The 20910-nt window shown below is 63.1% G+C and carries 17 protein-coding genes; 9 read left to right on the forward strand and 8 right to left on the reverse strand.

All coding sequences use genetic code 11. The features are described from left to right. Positions 1-50 precede the first annotated feature (50 nt). On the forward strand, positions 51-830 hold the full coding sequence (locus tag AC0IYN_RS27215) for a TSUP family transporter (protein ID WP_406598246.1): 780 nt from the start codon (positions 51-53) through the stop codon (positions 828-830). Here the strand turns inward: AC0IYN_RS27215 and nudC are convergent. Together nudC and AC0IYN_RS27225 are read right to left on the reverse strand one after the other, a co-directional pair. Then, positions 798-1631: an NAD(+) diphosphatase gene (nudC, locus tag AC0IYN_RS27220; RefSeq protein ID WP_078048201.1), complete on the reverse strand. Its 834-nt coding sequence runs from the start codon at positions 1629-1631 to the stop codon at positions 798-800. The two genes, AC0IYN_RS27215 and nudC, sit on opposite strands and share 33 nt — an antisense overlap. Before the next feature lie 5 nt (positions 1632-1636). Next, entirely contained in the window at positions 1637-2449 is an 813-nt protein-coding gene (locus AC0IYN_RS27225; protein WP_406598248.1) for a crotonase/enoyl-CoA hydratase family protein, read from the reverse strand. A gap of 192 nt (positions 2450-2641) precedes the next feature. On the opposite strand from AC0IYN_RS27225, the gene AC0IYN_RS27230 reads away from it, so the two are divergent. The 4 genes from AC0IYN_RS27230 to AC0IYN_RS27245 all read left to right on the forward strand — a co-directional run bounded on the left by AC0IYN_RS27230 (position 2642) and on the right by AC0IYN_RS27245 (position 6500). Continuing rightward, the gene (locus AC0IYN_RS27230) at positions 2642-3898 is read left to right on the forward strand and encodes a chloride channel protein (protein ID WP_457239510.1); all 1257 of its coding nucleotides are present in this window, start codon (positions 2642-2644) and stop codon (positions 3896-3898) included. Between the two features lie 74 nt (positions 3899-3972). Then, positions 3973-4527, forward strand: a complete 555-nt coding sequence (locus AC0IYN_RS27235; protein ID WP_471844186.1) for a UPF0149 family protein — start codon at positions 3973-3975, stop codon at positions 4525-4527. A 294-nt stretch (positions 4528-4821) separates the two neighbouring features. After that, positions 4822-6078, forward strand: a complete 1257-nt coding sequence (aroA, locus tag AC0IYN_RS27240; RefSeq protein WP_471844188.1) for a 3-phosphoshikimate 1-carboxyvinyltransferase — start codon at positions 4822-4824, stop codon at positions 6076-6078. A gap of 32 nt (positions 6079-6110) precedes the next feature. Continuing rightward, positions 6111-6500 (forward strand): hypothetical protein, encoded by a 390-nt coding sequence (locus AC0IYN_RS27245; protein ID WP_010210708.1) that lies wholly within the window; start codon positions 6111-6113, stop codon positions 6498-6500. A gap of 1 nt (position 6501) precedes the next feature. Here AC0IYN_RS27245 and AC0IYN_RS27250 read toward each other — a convergent pair whose 3' ends face one another. Beyond that, complete coding sequence (locus tag AC0IYN_RS27250; protein WP_471844190.1) at positions 6502-7101, reverse strand: NAD(P)H-dependent oxidoreductase; 600 nt, start codon at positions 7099-7101, stop codon at positions 6502-6504. A gap of 69 nt (positions 7102-7170) precedes the next feature. On the opposite strand from AC0IYN_RS27250, the gene AC0IYN_RS27255 reads away from it, so the two are divergent. Further along, complete coding sequence (locus AC0IYN_RS27255) at positions 7171-7767, forward strand: TetR/AcrR family transcriptional regulator (protein WP_406598253.1); 597 nt, start codon at positions 7171-7173, stop codon at positions 7765-7767. Positions 7768-7876: 109 nt separating this feature from the next. Here the strand turns inward: AC0IYN_RS27255 and AC0IYN_RS27260 are convergent, their stop codons facing one another. Both AC0IYN_RS27260 and AC0IYN_RS27265 read right to left on the reverse strand, forming a co-directional pair. Further along, a complete protein-coding gene (locus AC0IYN_RS27260; protein WP_457248506.1) occupies positions 7877-8542 on the reverse strand; it encodes a GNAT family N-acetyltransferase in 666 nt (221 codons plus the stop codon). A 21-nt stretch (positions 8543-8563) separates the two neighbouring features. Continuing rightward, positions 8564-9469, reverse strand: coding sequence for a LysR family transcriptional regulator (locus tag AC0IYN_RS27265; protein WP_471844193.1), 906 nt, complete (start codon positions 9467-9469; stop codon positions 8564-8566). Between the two features lie 112 nt (positions 9470-9581). Here AC0IYN_RS27265 and AC0IYN_RS27270 point away from each other — a divergent pair, with 112 nt between their 5' ends. The 3 genes from AC0IYN_RS27270 (at position 9582) to AC0IYN_RS27280 (ending at position 14062) form a co-directional block, all read left to right on the forward strand. Beyond that, a complete protein-coding gene (locus tag AC0IYN_RS27270) occupies positions 9582-10784 on the forward strand; it encodes an MFS transporter (protein WP_457239507.1) in 1203 nt (400 codons plus the stop codon). Positions 10785-10877: 93 nt separating this feature from the next. Then, positions 10878-11729, forward strand: a complete 852-nt coding sequence (locus AC0IYN_RS27275) for a CAP domain-containing protein (protein ID WP_078048190.1) — start codon at positions 10878-10880, stop codon at positions 11727-11729. Between the two features lie 152 nt (positions 11730-11881). Continuing rightward, positions 11882-14062, forward strand: coding sequence for a GAF domain-containing hybrid sensor histidine kinase/response regulator (locus tag AC0IYN_RS27280; protein ID WP_457248503.1), 2181 nt, complete (start codon positions 11882-11884; stop codon positions 14060-14062). A 1-nt stretch (position 14063) separates the two neighbouring features. Here AC0IYN_RS27280 and AC0IYN_RS27285 read toward each other — a convergent pair whose 3' ends face one another. From AC0IYN_RS27285 to treS, 3 genes are read right to left on the reverse strand one after another with little or no spacing between them, the layout of a single operon-like run. Then, positions 14064-15230: a GGDEF domain-containing protein gene (locus AC0IYN_RS27285; RefSeq protein ID WP_471844197.1), complete on the reverse strand. Its 1167-nt coding sequence runs from the start codon at positions 15228-15230 to the stop codon at positions 14064-14066. Positions 15231-15281: 51 nt separating this feature from the next. Further along, entirely contained in the window at positions 15282-17519 is a 2238-nt protein-coding gene (glgB, locus tag AC0IYN_RS27290; RefSeq protein ID WP_457239505.1) for a 1,4-alpha-glucan branching protein GlgB, read from the reverse strand. Further along, positions 17516-20863 carry a maltose alpha-D-glucosyltransferase gene (treS, locus tag AC0IYN_RS27295; RefSeq protein WP_406598260.1) on the reverse strand — a complete coding sequence of 1116 codons (3348 nt, stop codon included), beginning with the start codon at positions 20861-20863 and terminating at the stop codon, positions 17516-17518. Before treS ends, glgB begins: the two co-directional genes overlap by 4 nt. Between the last annotated feature and the right edge of the window lie 47 nt (positions 20864-20910).

A 20910-nucleotide genomic window follows, 5' to 3' on the forward strand; every position in this document is an offset into this window, starting at 1 on the left:
GGGTAAGATGGCAGCCTTTCGCTTAGCGCCTGCCTTAAAAGCCCCTGCCAATGCCCTTCGAACTCAGCGTAGACCTCACCACCCTCGCCATCCTGGCGGTTGTTGCCTTTATCGCCGGTTTTATCGACGCTATTGCGGGCGGCGGTGGCCTGCTCACCACGCCTGCCCTGCTCACCGCCGGCATGCCACCGCACCTGGTGCTGGGCACCAACAAGCTCAGTTCCACGTTCGGCTCGGCGACCGCCAGCTTTACCTTCTATCGCCGCAAGCTGTTCCACCCGCGCCAGTGGGTGCACGCCATCGTCGGCACGCTGATTGGCGCCCTCACGGGGGCGGTGGTCGCCCACTACCTGCCGGCTGAAACCCTGAACAAGATGCTGCCGGTGATCGTGTTCGGCTGCGGCCTTTACCTCTTGTTCGGCGGCACGCCCAAGGCGCCGCTGGACGCCGACGCGCCGATCAAGAAGAAGTGGCAGTCCACCCAGGGCTTCGGCCTGGGCTTCTACGATGGCGTGGCGGGCCCGGGCACCGGGGCGTTCTGGACGGTCAGCACGATGCTGTTGCACCCCATCGACCTGGTAAAGGCCAGCGGCGTGGCGCGCAGCATGAACTTCGTCAGCAACGCGGCGGCGCTGACGGTGTTCATCATCAATGGTTCGGTGGACTGGATCGTCGGCCTGGCCATGGGCGTTTCGGTGATGTGTGGCGCGTTCTTTGGCGCACGCAGCGCGATCAGCGGCGGCGCCAAATTCATTCGCCCGGTGTTTATCACCGTGGTCCTCGGCCTGACGGTGCGCCTAGCCTGGCAACACTGGTTCAGCGTGGCCTAGGCGACGGGCCAGGTAGAGGTCGATCAGGTAACGCGCAATCGAGCGTGACGCCGGCAGCGGCGGCAAGTCGTGGATGTTGAACCACTGCGCGTCCTCGATCTCATCGGCCTGGGGCACGATGTCGCCACCGGCGTACTCGGCATGGAAGCCGAGCATCATCGAATGGGGGAACGGCCAGCACTGGCTGCCCATGTACTGGATATTCTTGACCTCCACCTGCACTTCCTCGCGAACCTCGCGGATCAGGCAGTCCTCGGCCGACTCTCCCGGCTCGGCAAACCCCGCCAACGTGCTGTACACCCCTGTCACAAAGCGTGGCGAACGCGCCAGCAGGATCTCGTCGCCGCGGGTCACCAGCACGATCATGCTCGGCGAAATCCGCGGGTAGCTGCGCAAGTCGCAGGCCTGGCAATGCATCGCGCGTTCGCGCGGCACCTGGACCATGGCCTGGCCGCAACTCCCACAAAACCTGTGCTCCCGTGCCCAGGTGCCGATCTGCGCGGCATAACCCAGCACTTTGTACAGGGTGTGATCGCCTTGCAGCATGAAACCGCGCAACCCCTGCCAACTGCAACCCGGCACGTCCCCGGCGCTATCGAGTTCCAGCAGGTACACCGGCTCGCCGTCGAGGTGGCCGATGCCGTGTTCGGCAAACACCGACAGGTCCTGGCGCTTGAGCCATTCCCGAGGGAACAAGGGGCCGTTGGTGTCATGCAAAAAGCCGTCGCGGCTGCGGGCAACGGCCCATCCACCGGGAGTGTCGTTGTCCAGCAGCGTTGTGGTAATCCAGCCTGGGGTCATGTCAGTCAATCCACGAATTCGGGTTTCTGCTTACTCATATGGGCCGCGATGGCCACGCGCAGGTCGTTGGATTGCAACATAGCCGAGTTCCAGGTGGCAACGTATTCCAAGCCGTCATTGACGGTATGGTCACGCATGTAGCTGATCATGGCCTTGGTGCCGGTGACCGCAATCGGCGACTTGGCGGCGATTTCATGGGCGATTTCCATGACGCCGGCCAACAGGCTGTCCTGATCGGGATAGACGCGATTGACCAGGCCGATGTTGCGCGCTTCCTCGGCGCCGAACTGGCGGCCGGTATAGGCCAGCTCGCGCAGCATACCGTCGCCGATGATGCGCGGCAGGCGCTGCAGGGTGCCGACGTCGGCCGCCATGCCGATGTCGATTTCCTTGATCGAGAATTGCGCGCCCTCGGCGGCGTAGCGCATGTCACATGCGCTGATCAGGTCGATGGCGCCGCCGATGCAATAGCCCTGGATTGCGGCCAGCACCGGCTTGCGGCAGTTGTCGACGGCATTGAACGAGGCTTGCAGCTCGAGGATTTTACGGCGCAATAGACGCGCATTGCGGCCCACATCCTTGCCGAACTCATTGGCGACCGAGGCCAGCATCATCAGGTCGATGCCGGAGGAAAAATGTTTGCCCGCACCGCTGAGCACCACGGCGCGTACGGCGTCGGTGTCTTCGACCCATTGGAAGATGTCGATGATCTCGGTCCAGAACGCCGCGTTCATTGCGTTGATCTTTTCCGGGCGGTTGATCTGCACATGGGCAACGTTGCCGGTGAGTTCGACGACGAAAGCTTGGTATTCGGACATGGCAGTGATCCCTGACTGGCGAGTGATAAAGGCCAGACTATAACAAGGGTGCGCGACGGCACATCGGCCAAAAACGGGACGGGCAAACGTAATGAAATGTTGTAGGCGCGGGGTTCAGGGCAGGCCGATACATTTCATCCAGAAGCCATGGATGATCGGCTATAAACTCTGGGCCACTGCCTGGAGCCGTTTATGCCGTCCACGTTCCGTTCATCCTTGATGCTGGCCCTGGTGGTCGTGTTCACCGGCATTGGCGCCGGCCTCGGCGCAATGCTGCTGGCGCTGCTGCTGCACGGCATCCAGCACTTGGCCTACGGCTATAGCCTCGACAGCCTGGTCAGCCATGAAACCTTCCTGTGGGGCGTGACCGCCGCCGCGCCCGAACGACGCTTGGCGGTGCTGGTAGCGTGCGGCCTGGTGGCCGGCCTGGGCTGGTGGGCGGTGTACCGCTATGGCCGCCCGCTGGTGAGTATCAAGCAAGCCGTGTCGGAAAAGATGCCGATCATGCCGCCCAAGACCACCCTCGCCCACGCCTTGCTGCAGATCATCACCGTGGCCCTTGGCTCGCCCCTGGGCCGCGAGGTGGCGCCACGGGAGGTCGGCGCATTGGCGGGCAGTTGGCTGTCCCAGCGCGCCCGGTTGACCCCGGAACAGCACCGCTTGATCGTCGCCTGCGGTGCCGGCGCGGGCCTCGCGGCGGTGTACAACGTGCCGTTGGGCGGCGCGGTGTTTGTGCTGGAAGTGCTGGTGGGCGCGTTCAGTTGGCCAGCGGCGCTGATTGCACTCGCCACCTCGGCGATTGGCGCGTCGGTGGCGTGGCTCGGCCTGGGGGCGGAGTCGCAATACGTTGTGCCGCATTTTGTGCTGAGCCCGGCGTTGATCACCTGGGCGGTGGTATGCGGTCCAGTATTTGGGTTGGCCGCCTATGGTTTTACCCGCCTGACCGGCGCCGCGCGGGCCAATGCCGCACGCGGGTGGCGCCTGCCGGTGCTGGCGTTGATCAACTTCAGCGTGATCGGCGGCCTGGCGATGCTGTTGCCGCAGATCCTCGGCAATGGCAAAGGCCCGGCGCAACTGGGGTTCGACAACGAACTGAGCATCGGCCTGGCCGCGCTGCTGTTGGTGGTCAAGGTGCTGATCACGACTAGCAGCCTGCGCGCCGGCGCCGAAGGCGGGCTACTCACCCCCGGCCTGGCCAATGGCGCGCTGCTGGCGATCATCCTCGGCGGCGCCTGGAGCCTGGCCTGGCCCGGCGTGCCGCTTGGCGCCTTTGCGATCATCGGCGCGGCGGCCTTCCTTGCCGCCAGCATGAGCATGCCGCTGACCGCGATTGTGCTGGTGGCGGAATTCACCCGCATTGACCATGACTTCCTGGTGCCGATCATCCTCGCAGTGGTCGGTGCCGTCTGCGTGAGCAAGCTGTGCCAGCGCTGGGAAAACGCTGGATAAAACCCCGCACACGCGCCATCCTTCGCGCTTTAAGCCGCCCCCTCTGCGGCGCTCGACGTTTAAAGGATATGCCCATGCACGCCCAACCCCTCACCCCCGCCGAATTCGAATTCATCGAAAACACCCTGCTCAAGTACGGCGACGACCATTCGGTGCTGAACCTGGCCGAACTCGACGGCTACTTCACCGCGCTGGTGTCCAGCCTGGTCCAGGTGGACGTGGCAGAGTGGTTCCCGGCCATCTGGGGCGGCCAGAACCCCGAGTGGGACAACATGGACGAAGCCCAGGGCTTCCTCGAACTGTGCGTGCGCCACATCAACACCCTGGCAGGCCAACTGGCCACCGATGCCCAGGCCTTCAAGGCCCGTTTCGATGAAACCGAACACCAGGGCCGGGACGTCACCCTGGCCGAAGAATGGTGCTTCGGCTACATCCGCGGCGCCGCCATTGGCAACTGGCCGGAACTGCCGCCAGAACAGGCCGCACTGCTGGAAAAAATCTCCTGGTGCGCCGAACAGGACAACTTCGAACTGCCCGCCGACCTGGACGTGCAAGCACACCAGCAGCGCGTCAGCGAACTCGAACCGGCAGCGCGGGCGCTGCATGATTATTGGTTGGCAAAGCGATAAAGGCTGCGGGACGTACCGGCTTTTGCCCGAACCACTCAGGCCGGCTGTCAGACCTGAGTGCTGTAGATCTTGATCTGAGGCGCCCCATCAAACAAACACGCTGGCCGGAATTCGACAGCGACCCGAAGACCGCCATCGCAGGCAAGCCAGCTCCCACATTCAGATCGACGTACACCCAATAAATATCAGCGACAACGCCCCCAAGCTCGACAAGCACCACATCTATACCCGATCATTCGAGTCCGCCCGTCGGCCACTCCATACCACCTTGCCTTGAATCAGGAGCCTTGTACCTTGAGTTCGCAGAAAACCGTGACCGTTACACCGCCCAACGCCCCCCTCAACGGCAAGGTCGCACCCCCAGGCTCCAAATCCATCACCAACCGCGCCCTGCTGCTGGCAGCCCTGGCCAAGGGCACCAGCCGCCTCAGCGGCGCCCTGAAGAGCGATGACACCCGCCACATGTCAGTGGCCCTGCGCCAAATGGGCGTCACCATCGACGAACCCGACGACACCACCTTCGTCGTCACCGGCCAAGGCAAACTGCAACTGCCACCGCAGCCACTGTTCCTCGGCAATGCCGGTACCGCCATGCGCTTCCTCACAGCCGCTGTGGCCACCGTCGAAGGCACCGTGGTGCTCGACGGCGACGACTACATGCAAAAACGCCCGATCGGCCCACTGCTGGCAACCCTCGGCCAAAACGGCATCCAGGTCGACAGCCCGACCGGCTGCCCACCCGTCACCGTGCACGGCGTGGGCAAAATCAAGGCCAAGCGCTTCGAGATCGACGGTGGCCTTTCCAGCCAATACGTATCGGCCCTGCTGATGCTCGCGGCCTGCGGCGAAGCGCCGATTGAAGTGGCGCTGACCGGCAAGGACATCGGCGCCCGTGGCTACGTGGACCTGACCCTGGACTGCATGCGCGCCTTCGGTGCCCAGGTGGAAGCCGTCAACGACACCACCTGGCGCGTGGCCCCGACCGGCTACACTGCCCACGATTACCTGATTGAGCCCGACGCCTCCGCCGCCACCTACCTGTGGGCTGCCGAAGTGCTGACCGGTGGGCGCATCGACATCGGCGTGGCTGCGCAAGACTTCACCCAGCCCGACGCCAAGGCCCAGGCCGTGATCGCGCAGTTCCCGAACATGCAAGCCACGGTCATCGGCTCGCAGATGCAGGACGCCATCCCGACCCTGGCAGTGCTCGCCGCGTTCAACAACACCCCGGTGCGCTTCACCGAGTTGGCCAACCTGCGGGTCAAGGAATGTGACCGAGTACAGGCCCTGCATGACGGCCTGAACGAAATCCGCCCAGGCCTGGCGACCATCGAAGGCGACGACCTGCTGGTGGCCAGCGATCCGGCCCTGGCGGGTACGTCGTGCAACGCGCTGATCGACACCCATGCCGACCACCGCATCGCCATGTGCTTTGCGCTGGCAGGGCTGAAAGTCGCGGGCATCCGCATTCAGGACCCGGACTGCGTGGCCAAGACCTATCCTGACTACTGGAAGGCCCTGGGCAGTCTCGGGGTTCAGTTGAGCTACTAACGGCTCGGCGTCGGAATGGGGAGGCACTGCACATGACAATTCGCCAACCCTGCCCACCCGGCGCCTGTGTCTGCGACCGCGAGCAACTGCTGCAAGCACCCGGCGCCGACCTGCGTATCCTCAACCTCACACGCCAGGAAGAGAAAAAACTGCTCGACCGGCTTGAAGACCTCAAGAGCCTGCAAGACCTGGAACACATGCAGCAGCGGATGTACGAGCTCTTGGGCATCCGCGTGCATGTCGCCCCCGGCCACACCGAGGTCAAGAGCATGCGCGGCATCCAGATCGTGATCGACGAACTGCCAGGCATGTGCCGCAAGACCCGCCAATCCATCCCGGCCGCCATCCGCCGGGGCATGGAGAAACGTCCGGAAATTGCCTACCGCCTGCTGGACGCCCACGACCTGTTTCGCGAAGGTTGAATCAACCGGCGATGGTTTCGGTGTCGAACACCCCCTCGCCCACGGCCCTGGCCTTGTCCAGATGCGCCTGCGCCCCGCCGCTTTCCGACTCCAGCAACAACGCCGACGTCACCACCTGCGCGCCACAGTAATCGAAGATCCCGTAGTCAATTTGCGTGCGCATTGCCTTGGCGTAACCGTGTCGATCAAACGCATCGTCGTCCGCTGCGCCCAGGGCCAGCAGATGCACCTGCAGGTGCCGCAGCTTTTTCACCACTGGGGTGTCGGGGCCGTAGTCGATGGCCCAACCGTTGACGAAAACGCGGTCGATCCAACCCTTGAGCAGGCCCGGCAACGACCACCAGTAAATCGGGAACGCCAGCACCAGCGCATCGGCGCGGTCGATACGGGCCTGTTCGGCCAACACATCGCTCGGTGGCGTGGCGCGGGTGCGATGCACCAAGTGGTCGGCGGCGGTGTAGCGCGGGTCGAAACCTTCGGCGGCAATGTCGGCGATTTCGTAGGTGTGGCCCGATGCAGTAACGCCGGCGGCCACCTGCGCGGCCACACTGTGGGTGAGGGATTGCGGATCGTGATGAGCAACAACGATAAGTGCATGCATGACATTGACTCCCTTTGGGGTTAGCCTAGGCTTAAGTTACGATTAGTAAGTTACTTTTGGTATATAAGCATGTCAAGCAGCGAATCCCCTGCCCCTCGTCGTCGACTGTCCCGTGAAGATCGCCTGCGCCAACTCTTGGAGGTGGCCTGGCAACTGGTTCGTGATGAAGGCACCGAAGCCCTGACCCTTGGCCGCCTGGCAGAGTTGGCGGGCGTGACCAAGCCGGTGGTGTACGACCATTTCGTCACGCGAAGCGGTTTGCTGGCGGCGTTGTATGAGGACTTCGATGCCCGCCAGGATCAGGTCTTCGCCAACGCCATCGCAGCCAGTGGCGACACCCTGGACGAGCGTGCCTGGGTGATCGCCGAGTCCTATGTGGATTGCGTGTTATTGCAGGGTCGGGAAATCCCGGGGGTGATTGCGGCGCTCAGCAGTTCGCCGGAACTGGAAGCCCTCAAGCGCCAGTACGAGGCAATCTTCCTCGACAAGTGCCGCGACGCGCTGTCGCCTTTTGGCCGCGTCACCCAGGCCGGTTTAAGGGCGATGCTGGGGGCGGCGGAAGCCTTGTCCCAGGCCGCAGCCAGCGGTGAGATCAGCCGCGAAGAGGCGCAGCAGGAGCTGCTCGCGACCATCCTGGCGATGGTCAATCGCGGCGCGTTCAAATAATCACTGACAGGTGAGGAATAAACCGGCGCGACCGGTGTTTACCTGAGTACGGCAAGCAATGGGCCCGCTCACCACAACAGCCCACTCACCCCTGAAGAAAGAACGCCGCCTAACGCCCGGCTACAAAAAGTTGCACCTTGCGGGTCAGTTGGTCGAGGTGTCGATCGCGTTGTTTCTCTGCATCAATCATGGCGCGCTTGCCGTGCTTTTGCAGCAGGTAGGTATGAATCTGCTGCACTTCCAGTGAGCGGTAGATCGACGCCACGTCCAGCACGCCCATCAGGCCGTCAGTGCCGTAGTCCCGCGTATTCATCAGCACCTGCGTGCCCCGCGCGCCGCGCACCTGGAAGCCCATGCCCTCGAATGCCGGCACTTTCTCCACCGAGCACGCCAATTCCGCATGGGGATAACGGCCCAGCACGTCGCGCATCATTGCACGCGCCACACCCTGGCGCCGGTAGCCGACTTGCACGGCCATGAACGCAACGCCGCAGGCTTCTGGATCATCCTTCACGGGCAGGTAGAGGCAAAAGCCGATGAGTTTTTCCTCTTCCATCGCCACGACCAACTCGACCGCAATGCCCTTGGCACCGTCCAGCGCTTCCAGGTAAAGGTGCACCTCAAAGCCAGTAGCGTACTGGTAGATGTTGTACAGCAGGTTGCTCGGCGGCAGCGCCACACTGCTGATGTCGGTAAGGTTGTCCACCACCAGTTGCAGGATCTGGCCGTTGATAGGCTCCGGGCACGGTGTGGTGTAGCGGGTAAGGCTGTACATGCAAATTCCTGGGGTTCAGCGTCAAGGCAGCGCCGATTGTACCTGCTCGGCGCACACCTCGCGCAAACACGCGCGCAACCAACGATGGGCCAGGTCGGCATCCAGCCTCGGGTGCCACAGCATCGCCACGGTAAAGGTCGGCAATGTCAGCGGCAGCGCAAAGCAGTGCAGGCCTTCACGCGCATGGGCGATGTAACGCTCGGGCACGCTGGCGATCAGGTCGGTGGTGCGGGCCAGGGCGATCGCCGTGGCGAAACCCGCGACGATGGTGGTGATCTGTCGCGTGAGGCCCTGCTTTTCGAGAGCATCGTCGATCTGGCCACGGTCCTGGCCACGGCGCGACACGTAGACATGCTGGCCTTGGGCATAGCGTCGCGCGTCGACGTCGCCCTGGCTCAAGGGATGGCCGCTGCGTACCACGCCCACCAAACGGTCACGAAACAGCGCCTGGGTCAGCACTTCCGGGCTGGCAGTGGGATCGATAACGCCGGTTTCCAGGTCGACGCTGCCTTCGCGCAGCAGGGTGCTGTCCTTGTCGGTCTTGTTGATGAAGCGCAGGCGCACGCCCGGCGCTTCCCGGGCGATCCGCGCCAACAGTGCCGGGGCGAAATGCTCGACGAATTCTTCGCTGGTACGCAGAGTAAAGGTGCGCTCGACCCGGGCCATGTCCAGCGACTGCATCGGCCGCAACACGGCGTTGGCGTCCTGCACCAGCCGGCTGACCTGTTCGCGCAACGCCACTGCCCTGGGCGTGGGCACTAGGCCACGGCCGGCGCGTACCAAAAGCGGGTCGCCGGTGGTTTCCCGCAAACGCGCCAAAGCACGGCTCATCGCCGAAGGGCTCAGGCGCAGGCGTTTGGCCGCGCCGGCCACGCTGCCTTCGGCGAGTAAAACATCCAGGGTGGTCAGCAGGTTGAGATCGGGCATCGGCATTCCTTATCAGGCGTTACACGCATGTATTTACTGCAACCCATGCGCCTACCGCCATAGTAGGCGACGCCGTAGAGTTGTGACAGTTGCCTTCATCCAAGGATTTCCCATGCTCACTACCTCACGCGGCAGCCTTGTCGGCCTGTCCCTGTCCATGTTGCTCGCCTCCCTGGGCACCAGCATCGCCAATGTCGGCCTGCCCAGCCTGGCGCAGGCGTTCGAGGCCTCGTTTCACGCCGTGCAGTGGGTGGTGTTGGCCTATTTGCTGGCAATCACGGCGGTGATCGTGAGTGCCGGACGCCTGGGCGACCACCTGGGCCGCCGGCGGTTGCTGCTGGCGGGCTTGCTGCTGTTCACCGTAGCGTGTGGACTGTGCGGTGTGGCGCCGGCGCTTGAATGGCTGATTGCCGCGCGCATCCTGCAAGGCCTGGGCGCGGCCGTCATGATGGCCATGGCGCTGGGCATGGTCGGTGATACGGTTGCCAAGGAACGTACCGGCCGGGTCATGGGCTTGCTGGGCACGATGTCAGCGGTTGGCACCGCCATGGGGCCGAGCCTGGGGGGCGTGTTGCTGAGCCTGTGGGGCTGGCGCGCGATTTTCCTGGTCGGAGTACCGCTTGGATCGGTGGCGGTTGCCCTCGCCTACCATTATTTGCCGGTTGATCACCCTCGCGCGCCAGCGTCCACAGGCCCGGGTTTCTGGTCATCCTTGCAGGCGCCAGCATTGCGCGCGGGCCTGGCGATGAGTGCCTTGGTGGCCGCGGTGATCATGGCTACCTTCGTGGTCGGGCCGTTCTATCTGTCCCGCGGCCTGGGCCTCGACCCCGAGTGGATGGGCCTGGCGATGGCGCTCGGCCCCTGTGTCGCGGCGTTCACTGGCGTACCGGCCGGCCGCCTCACCGACCGCTTCGGCAGCCAGCGCATGACCCTCGCCGGGCTGGGGCTGCTGGCCTGCGGTGCGCTGCTGTTGTCGCTGGCGTCAGGGTTGGTCGCCTACCTGGCCTCGCTGGTCATCTTGACGACGGGCTACAGCCTGTTCCAGGCCGCGAACAACACGGCGGTCATGAGCGATGTGGACGGCTCGCGTCGAGGCACCGTCTCGGGGCTGCTGAACCTGTCGCGCAACCTCGGGCTGATCTTCGGCGCGTCCGTGCTGGGTGCGGTCTTTGCCTGGGCCAGCCCGGATGTGACCCGCGCCCTGCCGCAAGCCGTGGCCTTTGGCCTGCATGCAACCTTCAGCGTGGCGCTGGGGTTGATCCTGCTGGCCAGTGTGATGGCATGGCGCCGCTTTGGCGCTTGTAACAGGCTTTAGAACACCCATTGAGGCAAAAAAACAAAAAAGGCGTTGCGCCAGACCGGGTTACATCGCGCATCATGGGCACTTTCAAGCTCAAGGGTAACGTCCATGCGCGTTCTGTCATTGATGATGGGTCTTACGACGCTGGCCGCCACTACGGTGTTCTGCGCCAGCGCGATGGCGAATGAAGAAAGTCAGTTGGTACAACAGATCAACCAATACCGCAGCCAGGTGCAACGCTGCGGCGACCAGGGTTCCCAGGAACTGCCGCCACTGGCCAGTGATACGCGGCTGGTGCTGCCGGCCAACAATGTGGGCGACCTGCAGCAAGCGCTGGCGCGTGCCGCGTACCCGATGGTCAACGTGCAGGCCATCAGCCTGTCCGGGCCCAAGGATGCCCAGGCAGCCATGAAGGCCGTGCGCGAAAGCTTCTGCCGGGTGGTGCTGGACCCGCAATTCGTCGACATCGGCGTCAGCAACAGTGGCCAGGACTGGCGCATCGTGCTCGCCCGCCCACTGCTCACCAGTGGCCTGGGAGACTGGCAGACCGAAGGCAAGCAGGTGCTGAACCTGATCAACACCGCGCGCTCGCAACCGCGCCAATGCGGCACCCAGGCCTTTACCGCGACCACACCCTTGTCGTGGAACGAAGACCTGGCCGGCGCCGCGAACAGCCATACGCGCAACATGGCCAACGGTAACTTCTTCGACCACCTCGACCATGACGGCCGTACCCCTGGTGACCGTGCCGAACTGGCCGGGTACATCGCGAAGAACATCGGCGAAAACATCGCCGCCGGCCTGGATACCCCACGCAAAGTCGTGGACGGCTGGCTGGCCAGCCCGGGCCATTGCGCCAACCTGATGAACCCGCAATTTCGCGAGCTGGGTGCGGCGTATGCCATGGACCCGAAGAGTGATGCAGGGATCTATTGGACGGGGGTTTTCGGCGCGCAGTAAATCAATGTGCAGGCTCATCAAACGGTTGCAGCATCAAATCGCCATCTCATGGATAATGCCGCTGAACTTGGCAGCGGTCATTCCGGTCTGTTGATTGTTAACCTGACCCTTTCAGGCGTTCGACGGACGGTGGCAAACAAGGTGCTCTCGCAATGATGAATTGGCTGCAAAGCAGCAGCGACATGGCTGAGCGGGTTCGCCAGCATGATTGGGCGAGCACGCCCCTGGGGCCGCTGGAACAGTGGCCGGATGTGCTCAAGACCACCGTGGCGCTGTGCTTTGCCTCAAGCTTCCCGCAAGCCATCGTGTGGGGGCCGCAGTTGACCATGCTGTACAACGACGCCTTCATTCCGATCCTGGGCGACAAGCCCTACGCGCTGGGCCGCCCATTCAGCGAGGTGTGGAAAGAGGTCTGGGCGGACGTCAGCCCCATCGCCAAGGCGGCGTACGAAGGCCATGCCACTTACGTCGAGAACTTCCCCCTACTGATCGAGCGCGGCAACGGTCCCGAACAGGCGTACTTCACCTTTTGCTACAGCCCGATCCGCGACCCTCTCGGCAAGGTCGTGGGCATGCTCGACACCGTCACCGAAACCACCGCCACCGTGTTCCTCGCCCGCCGCCTGGCCGTGCTGGATGCCGTCGGCAGTGCGGTGGCCAATGCCACCGACGCCGAAACCATCATGTCCACCACCACCCGCTTGCTGGCTGAGCATTTGCAGGTGTCCAATTGCGCCTACGCGGACATGGACGCCGACGAAGACGGCTTCACCATTCGCGGCAATTGGGCGGCACCGGGCTCGCCCAGCATCGTGGGGCGCTACAGCCTCGCCTCGTTCGGCGCACGGGCCGTGCGCCAGTTGCGCGCGGGTGAGCCGCTGGTGGTGGAGGACAACCGGGTGGAATTCGCGCCGGAGGATGCCGCCAGCTATCAGGCCCTGGGCGCCCTGGCGACGGTGTGTTTCCCACTGATCAAGGAGGGCCGCCTGACCGCCTTGATGGCAGTGCATCACAAGACGGCGCGCGTCTGGTCACCCTACGACCTGGCGCTGGTGGGCGAAGTCACCGAACGCTCCTGGGCCCATATCGAGCGGGTACGCGCCGACGCCGCCGTGCGCGAAGGCCTGGCCGCGTTCACCGAGCTGAACGCCACCCTCGAACAGCGCGTGCTGGAGCGCACCACTGCCCTCACCCAGGCCGAAGCCGCGCTGCACCAGTCACAGAAACTCGAAGCCATCGGCCAGTTGACCGGCGGCGTCGCCCACGACTTCAACAACCTGCTGACGATCATTCGCTCCTCGGTGGACTTTCTGCGCCAACCCGGGCTTTCCGAAGAGCGGCGTCAACGCTACATGGGCGCTGTATCCGACACGGTCGAGCGCGCCAGCAAACTCACCAGCCAACTGCTCGCCTTTGCCCGGCGCCAACCGCTCAACCCGGAAGTCTTCGATGTGGGCCAGCGGGTCAAGAACATCGGCGAAATGCTCGAAAGCGTCACCGGCGCACGTATCCACGTGCAGGTGCAATTGCCCGCACACCCTTGCCATGTGCGGGTAGACGCCAGCCAGTTTGAAACCGCGCTGATCAATATCGCCCTGAATGCCCGGGATGCGATGGAGGGGCAAGGCACCCTGACCCTGCGCGTGGTCAAGGTGGACGCACTGCCACGCATCCGGGGGGATGGGGAGGCCCGCCAGCCCTTTGTGAGCATCTCCCTGGCCGATACCGGCAGCGGTATTGCTGGCGATGCTGTCGAGCGCATTTTCGAGCCATTCTTTACCACCAAGGCCGTAGGCAAAGGCACCGGGCTGGGGCTGTCCCAGGTATTCGGCTTTGCCAAGCAGTCCGGCGGCAACGTCGATGTCTCCAGCACCCCAGGGCAAGGCTCGGTATTTACGCTGTATCTGCCAGAAGCGGCACCCCAGGCGATACCCTCCGAGCAACCGCAGGACGACCCTCTGCCCACGCACGATGCCGCGCAACGTCATATCCTGATCGTCGAAGACAACCTTGAGGTAGGCCGCTTCGCCACTCAGATCCTCCAGGACCTGGGTTACCAGACCACCTGGGCCACCGACGCCGAACAGGCACTCGCCCTCGCCGGCGCGGACGCCGTGGCGTTCGATGGGATTTTTTCGGACGTCGTAATGCCCGGCATGACCGGCGTTACCATGGCCAAGTTGCTGCGCCAACGGCGCCCGGACTTGCCGGTGGTGCTCACCTCGGGCTACAGCGAAGAATTGGCCGACAGTGGTTATGAAGGGTTTGAGTTCCTGCCCAAGCCCTACTCCGCCGATCAGGTGGCGCGGGCCTTGGCCAGGGCGATGGCCTGAGTTACTCCGCCACCGCCACCTGATTGCGCCCCTGGGCCTTGGCGCGGTACAGCGCTTTGTCGGCGGTATTCATCAGGCCATGCAGGTCTTGATCCTGGGTATGGGTGAATGCCACACCCAGGCTGGCCGACAACCCATGCACCGGCTCCGATGCCAGCCCCGAGATTGCCTTGATCAACTGTTCGGCGATCGCCCGTGCCGTGTCCAGTGAGGTGTTGGGCAGCAACACCGCAAACTCTTCGCCACCCAGGCGCCCGAACACATCGGCCTGGCGGAACGAGGCGCTGATCACCCCGCCAATCTGGCGCAACACCTGGTCGCCGGCCTGGTGGCCGTAGGTGTCGTTGATTTGCTTGAAGTGGTCCATGTCCATCATCAATGCGCACAGCGGCTGACGGTTGTGACGGCATTGTTCGTACAGCACCTGGGCATGCTCGAAAAACGCACGGCGGTTCATCAGGCCGGTGAGTTCGTCGGTCTGTGCGGCGCGGGTTGAAATAGTGTGGGCCCGTTCCATTTGCCGGGTCAGGCGAAAGGCTTTTTCCAGGGCATCCGACAGTTTGCGCGTAGCGCTGACCACAAAGGTGGAAAACACCAGCACCGCAATGGCGACGCCCACTTGCATGGAAGAAGGCTGGAACAGCAGCCACAGCGTACACGGCAGCAGCACCAACGCCATGGAGGCCAGGGTCAAGTAGCGGTAAGCCGAATAACACGACACCGCGCTGACCGACATGCCCACGGTAAACAGCATCACCAGTACTTGGGAAAGGCGGTCATCGGTGGGCATCACCGCCAAGGCGCCAGCACCCCAGATCCCGGCCGACAGCACCAGCGTGAGCCAGTAGCGGCGCTCCCAACGATCGGGCGTGCGCTCGGCGTGGGGGCAGCGAAACCACTCCATGAACATCTTGACGCGCAGCAGCGACGACACCGCCAGCACCACCAGCCAGACCAGGATGACCTGATGGTCAAACCGGTCCCAGCACAGCCAGCAGAGCATCAAGGCCGCCAGGTAACTGCCGAAAATCGCGGCAAATGATTGCCTGAACAGCTGGTGCAAACGATCAGTCCGCACCTGCTCTTCTATAAAGCAATCCTGGTCCTGCCCACGCCCAAGGCCATTCATGAAATCCGCCTGATTCGACTGCCACGACAAAGGCGCCATTGTGGCACCCTGCCACCAGCGTGGACAACAGAATCCAGCACGGTAGAGCCCTTAAAGCGATTCCGGCCGCAGAATCAGCACGCCCAGTGGCGGTAGATTCAACGACAGTGACACCGGCTGCCCATGCTTGGGTTCGTCCTGGGTAAACACCTCGCCCCCATTACCGTAATTGGAGCCTGCGTACATGTCCGCGTCGCTGTTGATCACTTCACTCCAACGCCCACCAAACGGCACGCCGACGGCGTAACCCTCACGCGGCACTGGGGTAAAGTTGGCGACCACCAGCACCGGCTTGCCATCCTTGCTCCAGCGCAGCCAGGCATAGACGCTGTTGATCGCATCGTCGCCGATCAGCCACTGGAAGCCCTGGGGCGCGTCGTCCTGCTCGTGCAGGGCCGGTTCTTCGCGGTACAAGCGGTTCAAGTCGCCCACCAACTTTTGCACGCCTTTGTGTTCGGCGTACTGCAGCAGGTACCAGTCCAGTTGCTGGTCGTGGTTCCACTCGCGCCATTGGCCGAATTCGCAGCCCATGAACAGCAGTTTCTTGCCAGGGTGCATCCACATGAACGCCAGGTAGGCGCGCAGGTTGGCAAACTTTTGCCAGCGGTCGCCGGGCATCTTGTCGATCAGCGAGTGCTTGCCGTGCACTACTTCGTCGTGGGAGATGGGCAGGATGAAACGTTCGGACCAGGCATACACCAGGCCAAAACTCAGTTCGTTGTGATGGTGGGCGCGGTAGACCGGGTCTTGCTGGATGTAATGCAGGGAATCGTGCATCCAGCCCATGTTCCATTTGTAGTTGAAGCCCAGGCCGCCCTGTTGGGTCGGCTGGCTCACGCCTGGCCAGGCCGTGGATTCTTCGGCAATTACCAGCGCGCCGGGGGCTTCAAGGGCCACCACGTCGTTCAAATGGCGCAGAAAGTCGATAGCCTCCAGGTTCTCGCGGCCGCCATGACGGTTGGGCACCCATTCGCCGGCCTTGCGCGAATAATCGCGATAGAGCATCGAGGCCACGGCATCCACGCGCAGGCCGTCGATGTGGAAGTGTTTAAGCCAATGCAGCGCCGAGGCGAGCATGAAACCGTGCACTTCGGTGCGGCCCAGGTTGTAGATCAGCGTGTCCCAATCCTGATGGAACCCTTCCAGCGGGTTGGCGTATTCGTACAGCGCAGTGCCGTCGAATTGCGCCAGGCCGTGGGTATCGGTGGGGAAATGCGCCGGTACCCAGTCGAGGATCACGCCGATATCCGCCTGGTGCAGGGCATTGACGAAATAGGCGAAATCTTCCGGCGAACCAAACCGCGCCGTCGGCGCGAATTGCGACAGTGCCTGATAGCCCCAGGAGCCGCCGAACGGGTGTTCCATGATCGGCATCAGCTCGATGTGGGTGAAACCCAGTTGCTGCACATAGGGAATCAGGCGTTCGGCCAGTTCACGCCAGTTGTACTGGCGGGCCACCTCGCCCGCCTCGTCCAACTCGCATTGCCAGGAGCCCACGTGCAGCTCGTAGATCGACAGCGGCGCCGTGGTCTTTTGCTTGTCGACCCGCGATTGCATCCATGCCTGGTCTTGCCAGTCCACCTGCAATGGTTGGGCAACCTTGGACGCGGTGTCTGGCGGCAGCTGGGTGGCCAGGGCCATCGGGTCGGCCTTGAGCGGCAGGATCCCGTTGGCGCCTAGAATCTCGTACTTGTAGGCCGCACCCGGCTGCAGGCGTGGGATAAAGATCTCCCACACGCCGGAAGGATGGCGCAGGCGCATGGGGTGACGGCGACCGTCCCAGATATTGAAGTCGCCCACCACCGACACGCGCCGCGCATTCGGTGCCCACACGGAGAAACGCACACCCTCGATGCCATCGACACGGGTCACCTGGGCCCCCAGGCAACTGCTGAGGTCGCGGTGATTGCCTTCGGCGAACAGGTACAGGTCCATTTCCCCCAGCAACAGTTGCTGGAAGCTGTAAGGGTCTTCGGTGATCTGTTCACCGCCGGCCCACTGGATTTTCAACAGGTACGGCTGCCGGGTTTTGAACTGCCCGACAAACAACCCCGGGACCTGGCTCGCGTCCAGGCTACCGATCGGCTCGCCGCTGTCGCGCGCCAGCACTTGGACGCTCAAGGCCTCCGGCAGGAACGCGCGGATAAACTGGCCGCCGTGATCATCATCGTGTGGCCCGAGAATCGAGAACGGGTCATGGTGCTCGGCGCGTACCAGCGCTTCGACGTCCTTGGACGCCGGCAATGCAGTCAACTTCGGTTGCAGCGGTTCTTTATTTGTAAAGCTCATGACGTCTCCCCACCGCGTGCAGTTTTCGATATAGGTGCAAGCCCGCTCAACAGTCCGTGCAACCCTTGCAGGGGCACCGGCAACCAGGTCGGGCGGTTTTCCGCTTCGTAGGCCACTTCATACGCGGCCTTCTCCAGGCTGAACAACGTCAGCGCTGCGTCCTGGCCTTTGGCATCCTGCCAGTCATGCGCCAGTGTAGACGTAGCGGACTGATAAGCCTGGATAAAGGCCTGGCGTGCTTCTTTGAGGTAACGGTCAGTCACGCGTTTGCGCGCCTGGTCCGCTTCGGGCGAATGGTCCACCCCTTGTACATTCAAGGCCATGGCTGCCGCGTAGTCGAAGGAGCGCAACACGCCGCTCACATCTTTATACGGGCTGTGCTTGCCGCGTCGTTCGTGCAATGGGCGCGCCGGCTCACCTTCAAAGTCGATCAGGTAGGCATCGCCCTTCACCACCAGCACCTGGCCCAGGTGCAAATCACCGTGGACCCGAATACGCAACCCGCCGGCCGTGGCTTTCGCCAAGGCCTGCACATGGCTGGCGATGGCTTTTTTCTGCGCCAGCAATTCACTGACCAGCGCTTGATCCGCGGGGTTCAACTGGCTTTGATGAAGTTTGAGCAATTGCAACGCGCGGTCCAGCTGCGCGCCGACATCCTTGGCCCAGGCCTGGGTGTCCTTGGCCGTGGTGGCTTCGGGCTTGAAGTCCTTGTTGGTGGTTTTCGCGCCGAGCACCAGGTGCATTTCACCCAGGCGTTGGCCGAGCAACCCGGAAAAATCCGCCAGCTCGCCCAGGGCGTTGTAGTGCTGCTCCTGTTCGGACATGGCTTCGGCCAGTTCGTCGCGAATCGCGCGTTCCAGGTTGTTCTGGGTCCAGCCCCACGCGTCACCCTGGTTGCTCAAATAGCCTTGGGCAATCATCAGCAAGTTGTCCTGGCCTTCGGCGTCGTGGCGAATCATCGAGCCCAGCAACGGCGAGATATTCGGGTAGCCGGCTTCGGTCAGGTAGGCGCTCATTTCCAGTTCCGGGTGCACGCCGGAGGCGACTTTGCGGATCAGCTTGAGCACCAGGCTCTCGCCCACCACCACCGAGCTGTTCGACTGCTCGGCCGACAGGTAGCGCACTTCGGACTCATCCGTCAGTTGCAGCTTGGCCAGGTGCGGCGTGGCGGCAAAGCGCAGTTCGCCTTCGCTGGTGTTAAGCACGGTACCCGCCTGCAAACCCTGGATGACGGCGCGGATAAAGTGTTCGAGGCTGAAGGCATCGGTTACCAACCCCACCTGACGCACTCGGCGTACACGGGCCAGGGCCAATTGCTGCGGCAAGGCGCTGGTGAACTGGTCTTCCCCGAGGAAGCCAAACGGCAACTGATAACGGCTGACCTGGCCACCGGCTGTCACTTCCAGTTCACTGAGCAAGACCGGGTGCTGCGGGTCGCCAAAGCGCACACCGTAGGCAATGCGCACGCTGTCGATGGCCGTGTCCTTGCCCGCGAACCAGCGGCGCTTGGGCAGCCAGGCCGGCAGTGCGGTCTGTTCCAGGGAGGCGCGGCAAGGTTCTTCGAGCAATTCTTCCATGCGCTTTTTCAATACCAGGGTGGTGAAGTCCGGCATGCTCTGGGCCGGTTCCACATGCCAGCTGGGCATCTGGTTCTCCGGGGCGAGCACGAACCAATAAAAGCCGTAAGGCGCCAGGGTCAGCAGGAAATTCAGCTGGCCGATGGGCGGGAAGGCATTCCCGCCCAGCATCTCCACCGGCACCATGCCGGCAAACGCCGACAGGTCCAGCTCGGCCGCCTGGGCACTGCGCGACACGTTGGCGACGCAGAGGATGATCTCGTTGCGCCCGTCTTCACCGGTGAACTCACGGGTGTAGGCCAGGATGCGGCGGTTGCTCGGCGAGAGCATTTTCAGGCTGCCGCGCCCAAATGCCTTGGATTGCTTGCGCACTGCGAGCATGCGCCGGGTCCAGTTCAGCAACGAATGCGGGTCCTGGGCCTGAGTCTCGACATTCACCGACTGGTAGCCGTATTGCGGGTCCATGATCGGCGGCAACACCAGGCTGGCCGGGTCGGCGCGGGAGAAGCCGCCGTTGCGGTCGATGGACCACTGCATCGGCGTACGCACGCCGTCGCGGTCACCGAGGTAGATGTTATCGCCCATGCCGATTTCATCGCCGTAATACAAGGTCGGCGTGCCAGGCATCGACAAGAGCAGGCTATTGAGCAACTCGACACGCCGGCGATCACGCTCCATCAGCGGCGCCAGGCGGCGGCGAATGCCGAGATTGATGCGCGCGCGCCGGTCGGCGGCGTAGTAGTTCCACAGGTAGTCGCGTTCTTTGTCGGTGACCATTTCCAGGGTCAGTTCATCGTGGTTGCGCAGGAAAATCGCCCATTGGCAATTGGCGGGAATCTCCGGGGTCTGGCGCAGGATGTCGGTGATCGGGAAGCGATCTTCCTGGGCCAGGGCCATGTACATGCGCGGCATCAGCGGAAAGTGGAAGGCCATGTGGCATTCATCGCCGTCGTCGCCCTTTTTGTCACCGAAATATAACTGGGTGTCTTCCGGCCACTGGTTGGCTTCGGCCAGCAGCATGCGGTCGGGGTAATGGGCGTCGATCTCGGCGCGGATCTGCTTGAGTACGTCGTGGGTCTCAGGCAGGTTTTCGTTGTTGGTGCCATCACGCTCGATCAGGTACGGGATGGCGTCCAGGCGCAGGCCGTCGATGCCCATGTCCAGCCAGTAGCGCATCACCGACAGCACGGCTTTCATCACCTGCGGGTTGTCGAAGTTGAGATCGGGCTGGTGAGCGTAGAAACGGTGCCAGAAATATTGGCCGGCGACCGGGTCCCAGGTCCAGTTCGACTTCTCGGTGTCGAGGAAGATGATGCGGGTGCCGTCGTATTTCTGGTCGTCGTCCGACCACACGTAGAAGTCCCGCGCCGCCGAGCCGGGCTTGGCCTTGCGCGCCCGTTGGAACCAAGGGTGCTGGTCGGAGGTGTGGTTAATCACCAGCTCAGTGATCACCCGCAGCCCACGTTTATGCGCCTCGGCGATAAAGCGCTTGGCGTCGGCCATGGTCCCGTAGTCGCTGTGCACACCACGGTATTCGGCAATGTCATAGCCATCGTCGCGACGTGGCGAGGGGTAGAACGGCAGCAACCAGATGGTGTTCACGCCCAGGTCGGCGATGTAGTCCAGCTTGGCGATCAGGCCAGGAAAGTCACCGATGCCATCGTTGTTGGAGTCGAAATAGGATTTGACGTGGACTTGATAGATCACCGCGTCCTTGTACCAGAGCGGGTCTTTGATGAACGTGGCAGCGTTGGGTTTCTTCGCCATTGGAAACTCCTGGAATATTCGAACGAGAGAAACGCGGTCACTGTAGG

It is taken from the genome of Pseudomonas sp. AC112 (genome assembly GCF_979253545.1).